Genomic DNA, 5511 nt, shown 5'->3' on the forward strand with positions numbered 1-5511 from the left:
GGCCAGGTCCTGGCTGCTCATGCGCAGGGCACGGGGAGCGAAGGAGAGGTTCAGCACGCGGCCTTCGGGGTTCACGGACGCCTCGACGTGACCTGGGCGCGTCGGCGAGGGCCGCAGGTGGAGCAGGAGCCGAGGGCGGCGAAGCGGCCGCGATGGCCACCGGCGGGGTGGGGCCGATGGGGTCCCAGGTGGGGGTGGTGGGTGGGTGGGAGAGGCGGTTGAGGATGTTGCGGGTGATGGCGGCCAGGGTCGGGTCGTCGAGGGTGTTGCCCCAGTTGATGGTGCCGGCGTTGAAGACCGTGCCCGCCCCGAGGCGGTGGAGGCCCATGGTGGCGGCCCCGCCCTTGCCGTAGCGGCGCCAGTGGGACAGGTCGGCCGTGGCGAGGACGACGAAGGACGGGGGCGTGCCGTCGCGGCCGGTCGCCCGGGGGACGCCGGCCACCCATTCCAGGTCGGCCGCGTCCGTCTCGTAGCCGATCGCGCCTCTCCCGAACGTGTCGCCGTCCGCGAGCCCCGTTCCCTCGAAGACCCAGTGGCCGGCGAATCTGGCGGTGTAGGACTCCTCGGACATGACGCGCGAGTCCACCCAGCAGCCGGCGCCGTTCCTGAAGGTGAGGCCGGTGAGGGTGTTCTCGGGCCGGTTGACGGGGTCGCTCGGCCATTCGACCGTGACCCTGCCGGGGTCGGTGGCGGCCATGGGGTCGGCGGTGGCGTCGCGGTAGCAGACCATGGTACGGAGGTCGTCCTCGAAGCGGACCTGCCACCAGCAGGTATTGCCGGAGAATATGGCGATATTTCCGCCACGGCGGGCAAATGCCTCCGCCGCGTCCCGCATCTCCCACGACCAGTACTCGTCATGGCCGTTGATGACCAGGAGCCGGTAGCGGGAAAGGAGATCGAGGCCGCCGTGCAGATCCAGGCCCGAGCAGTAGTCGACGGTGTAGCCCGCCGGGCCGAGCCAGCGGAGCAGGCCGAGCTCCCACTCCTCGATCTGCGGCCCCGCGCCCGGCCGGTCGAAGGTGACCTTGACGGCGCGGTCGGGCTGCTCCGACTGGTAGAGGCCCTCGCCGGGGACGCCGGGCCGGTTGTACGCCTCCCAGGTGGGGAACGGGATCGACACGAGGATGGGCGAAGCGGGCACAGAGCTACGTACGACGAAATATGCGCTGGTGTCGCGATAAATGGCTCGATAGAGGGAGCTGGGCCAGTCGTCGCCTACCTTCAGGGTCCAGGAAGGGCCGCCGGAGAAGACGTCCTCCATGACGGCCCGGCCCGACGGCACGTCCTCCACCACGATCGGGCCGCCACCGTCGTCGAGGAGCCGGAAGCGGAGCTCCTCCCCCTGCGCGCACGACGTCGCCTCCGCGTACAGGCTCATGTACGGGCCGCCTCCACGATCAGGGCTTCCAGGTCCAGCAGGTACTGTTCGATGCCCGGCGGGGGCAGCAGGGCGGTGTCGGCGTAGCAGGAGACCTCCATGCGGCCCGGCTCGCCGCCCACGTGCAGGCGGAAGTCGCAGATGTTGCGGTCCATCGCGTCCGTCCTGGCCACCTCGGTCTTGCCCTCCAGGGCGGCGACCTGGCCGTCCTCCTGGACGAGCCGCTGGTCGTTGAAGCAGCCGAACGACCGGATCCCCGGCCCCACCCGGCTGACCGCCTCCTCCATCGCGTACGGGTCGTACTGCGCCTGCCGGTACGCCCGCAGCGCCGTCCCCCACGCCTGGCGCACCAGCGCGTCGAAGGACTCCGTACGCAGGTCCAGCACCACCAGCGCCTCCTGCGAGACCGTGGACACCACGTCGCGCCGCCCGGCCGCGAAGCGGTTGCTCACGATCACCCGCATCCCGCAGAACCGCTGCCCGGTCAGCCCTCCGGCCACCCGCATCGCGCCCGCGAGCAGCACTGTCGAGGAGCTGACCCGGTTGCGGGCGGCGACCTCCTGCGCGGCGGCGGCCAGCGCGGGCGAGCGCATGGTGGCCTCCACGAAACGCGGCTCCCCCGGTACGTGCGAGGACGGTGGCACGGGGTCCATCCGGGCGTACTCCTCCAGCCAGAACCCGATCGCCTCCCCCGACACCCGCCTCCCCTCGGGCGAGTGCTGCCAGGCGGCGAGCTCCCGGGGTGTGGCGCTGCGCAGGGGTGGCAGGGAGTCCCGGATCAGGAGCAGGCGGAAGTCCTTGACCACGAGTTCGGCCGCGTGGCCGTCGGCGGCGAGATGGCAGAGGGCCAGGACGATGTGCCGGACATATCCCCCGGCCACCACGAACGCCACCCGCAGCGGCCACTCCTCCCAGTACGCGAACGGCTCGGCCGCCAGCCGCTCGCCCACCTCCTCAGCCAGAACCGAGCTCGCTTCCCCGGCGGCAACCGGGCTCACTTCCTCGGCCCGAACCGACCCGACCGCCCCGGAGCCGAGCGCCGCCGACTCCGACCCGACCGGCCCCGACCCGACCGGCCCCGGCTCGGTCGGCCCCGACTCGGTCGGCCCCGACTCGACCACCTCGTACGGGGGACACGCGGACGGCCAGACCCGCTGGAGCGGCGCGTCGCGCGGCCCCGTGAGCCGGGTGCGGAGCGACTCGTGCCGGGCGACCAGCCGTTCGAGGGCCAGCGCGGCGCGCTCCACGCTCACCGGACGCTTGGGCGCGGCGAAGACCCGGGCGATGTTGAGGTAGCGCTCCTGCGGCGCGGCGGCGACGACCGCCCGCCAGATGTCCTGCTGCCCCCAGGTCAGCGGCCCGTCCCTGGCCGGCACCTCACCGGGGTCAGCCATGGAGCCGGACGTAGTCCACCAGCGCGTCCAGGCTGTCGATGGCCGTGGGGTCGAGCTCCACCCCGAACTCGGCCTCCACCGCGTCGATCAGTCGTAAGTAGGCCAGTGAAGTGACGCCGAGATCGCTCAGCCGGGTCTGCCCGGACAGCACCTCGGCCGGATCGACCGCCCCGTCGGCGGCCTTGGCGATCATGTCGGCGAGCCGTTCGCGAAGCTCCCCATCCATCAGCACCTGGTGAACCCTCCCTCGTCGGGGAATCCGGGGCGAGTGTGTCACGCGGTGCCAGACGTCGGCAAGCGCCTATAGGTAAGGGCTTGACGCATGTGTGCATTTTTTCTAGCGTCAAGCGGCACGACGAAAAAAATTCTGGGGGTGGTTCCGTCGGCCCTTCCAGTGCCCGATCTCCTGACGTCCCGAGCCGCCACCGATCCCGACCACACCGCGCTGATCGTCGCCGGCCAGGGCAGCCTGACCCTGGCGGAGTGGGACGAGCGCTCCACCGCCGCCGCCCGCGCGCTCCCAGGACCGCTCAAGGGCGATCGGGTCGCGCTGGTCTTCGGCGCCCGCGAGTGGCTGGACTACGCGGTGAGCTGGATGGCCGTGCTGAAGGCTGGCGGCGTGGCGGTGCCGCTCTCGGACCGGCTCGCCCCGCCGGAGCTGGCGTACATGATCGAGGACTGCGGGGCCACGACGGTCGTCCACGGCGGCGGGGGCCCGGCGCTCCCTCCGGGGCCGGCCCTCATCCCGTTGGCAACGCTCCTGTCGGGACCCGCCGTCCGCGAGAAGACGGAGGCCCCGGATCCGCTCTCGCTCGCCCAGATCCTCTACACCTCCGGCACGACGGGCAGACCCAAGGGTGTCGCCGCCACCCACGCGAACCTGACCTCCCCGCCCGTCCACCCCAAACGCCGCCCGTTCGCCCATTCCCGGCATCTGGTGCACGCCTTCCCCATCGGCACGAACGCCGGCCAGGTGATGCTGCTCCACTCCCTCACCGCCGCCCCTGCGGTGGTGACGCTCCCGCTCTTCACCCCGGCCCGCTTCGCCGCCCTGATCGAGGAGTACGCGGCCGGCACCGTCTTCGTCGTCCCCGCGATGGCCGCCGAGCTTCTCAACGCCCGCGTGCAGGACCGCCACGACCTGTCCAGCGTGCTGCTGCTCGGCTCGGCCGCCGCCGCGCTGCCCCCGTCGGTCGCCGCCGGCCTGACCGCCGCGTTCCCGAACGCGACCGTCGCGAACTACTACACCTCCACCGAGGCCGCCCCGGCGCAGACCATCATGATCTACGACGCGGACCGGCCCGGCTCGCTCGGCCGCGCGGCGGGCGGCTCCCGGCTCAGGATCGCGAACGCGGACGGCACCCCCGTGGCGCCAGGCGAGACGGGCGAGGTGTGGCTGCGTGCCGCCGCCCATCCCCGCGCCTACTACGACTCCGGCGAGGACAGCGCGTTCCAGGACGGCTGGGTGCGCATGGGCGATCTCGGCCGCCTCGACGACGAGGGCTACCTGTACCTCGTCGACCGGGAGAGCGACGTGATCAAGTCGGGCGCGTTCAAGGTCTCGACGATCCAGGTCGAGTCGGCGCTGCACGAGCACCCGGCCGTGGCGGACGCGTCGGTGTTCGGGGTGCCGCACCCGGTGATGGGCACGGCGGTGGCCGCCGCGGTGGTGGCCACCGGGCCGCTGGCGCTCAGCGACGTGCGGGCCTTCCTGAGCACCCGGCTGGCCGGGCACGAGCTGCCCACGGTGCTGCTCACCCTGGACGCCCTGCCCAGGAACGCCGCGGGCAAGGTCATCAAGCGGGAACTGCGCCGTATGGCAGAGGAGTGACGATGGTCCTGGCATCGCAGGCCCAGCACGGCATGTGGATCACCGAGATGATGCACGGCGGCGGCACGACGTACCACATGCCGTTCGCCCTGTGGTTCGACGGCCCGCTGGACCGGGGGGCGATGCTGAAGGCGTGCGAGTCGGTGCTCGCCCGCCACCCGGTGCTGGGGTGCGCGTTCGAGGACCGCGACGGGGAGCTGCACCTGGTGCCCGCCGCCGACCGGCCGCCGATCGCGTTCGTCCGGGCAGCGGACGCGGACGACCTCCTGCGCGAGGAGATCGCGCGGCCGTTCGACCTGGGGCGGGGGCCGCTGGCGCGGTTCACGCTGGCGGAGGTGGGGCCGTCGCGGCATCTGCTGCTGTTCGTGGGGCACCACCTGGTGTTCGACGGCATGTCGAAGGACCTGCTGGTGCGCGACCTGGCGGCGGCCTACTCGGGCGGGCCCCTGCCGCCGCTGCCCATGCCGTACGGAGCCGCCGCCACGATCCCGCCCGAGGCCGCGGCGTACTGGCACGAGCACTGGCGCGACCGGCCGACGGTGGTCATCGACGGGATGGCCGGGACCGCGCGGACGGCCGGCCGCGGCGAGACGGTCCTGCTCGACCTGACGGGCGAGATGTCCGGTTGGGAGGGGGTCGGGGTGACCCGTTTCGAGCTGTTCCTGGCGGCCGTGCACGCCCTGCTCTTCCGGTACGGCAACGCCGAGCCGGCGGTCGCGGTCGCCATGTCCACCCGGCGGCCGGAGACCAGGGAGCACATCGGCCTGTTCGCCACCGAGTTACCCCTCTATTCCGCGCCCACGCCGGACACCACCCTCGCCGAACTGGCCCACGACCTGCGGGCGCGGCTGCGCGAGCTGAACCGCTTCCGCGACATCCCCGCGGCCAGGGCCGCGGGCGGCATCCGG

At 72.7% G+C, this 5511-nt stretch carries 5 protein-coding genes; 2 read left to right on the forward strand and 3 right to left on the reverse strand.

The genetic code is table 11. The annotated features are described in order from the left end of the window. From ACWDX9_RS58975 to ACWDX9_RS58985, 3 genes are all read right to left on the reverse strand, one after another. The coding region (locus tag ACWDX9_RS58975) for a N,N-dimethylformamidase beta subunit family domain-containing protein (RefSeq protein ID WP_449972315.1) at positions 1 to 1378 on the reverse strand (1378 nt) is incomplete at its 3' end. Further along, complete coding sequence (locus ACWDX9_RS58980) at positions 1375 to 2772, reverse strand: hypothetical protein (protein ID WP_449972318.1); 1398 nt, start codon at positions 2770 to 2772, stop codon at positions 1375 to 1377. The genes ACWDX9_RS58975 and ACWDX9_RS58980, both read right to left, overlap by 4 nt. Next, on the reverse strand, positions 2765 to 2998 hold the full coding sequence (locus ACWDX9_RS58985) for an acyl carrier protein (protein ID WP_355196023.1): 234 nt from the start codon (positions 2996 to 2998) through the stop codon (positions 2765 to 2767). The genes ACWDX9_RS58980 and ACWDX9_RS58985 overlap by 8 nt, the downstream gene beginning before the upstream one ends. Positions 2999 to 3166: 168 nt before the next feature. On the opposite strand from ACWDX9_RS58985, the gene ACWDX9_RS58990 reads away from it, so the two are divergent. Then, entirely contained in the window at positions 3167 to 4603 is a 1437-nt protein-coding gene (locus ACWDX9_RS58990) for a class I adenylate-forming enzyme family protein (RefSeq protein ID WP_449972321.1), read from the forward strand. A gap of 2 nt (positions 4604 to 4605) precedes the next feature. Further along, a partial coding sequence (locus tag ACWDX9_RS58995) for a condensation domain-containing protein (protein ID WP_449972324.1) occupies positions 4606 to 5511 on the forward strand: 906 nt, incomplete at its 3' end.

This window comes from Nonomuraea sp. NPDC003201 (assembly GCF_053590415.1).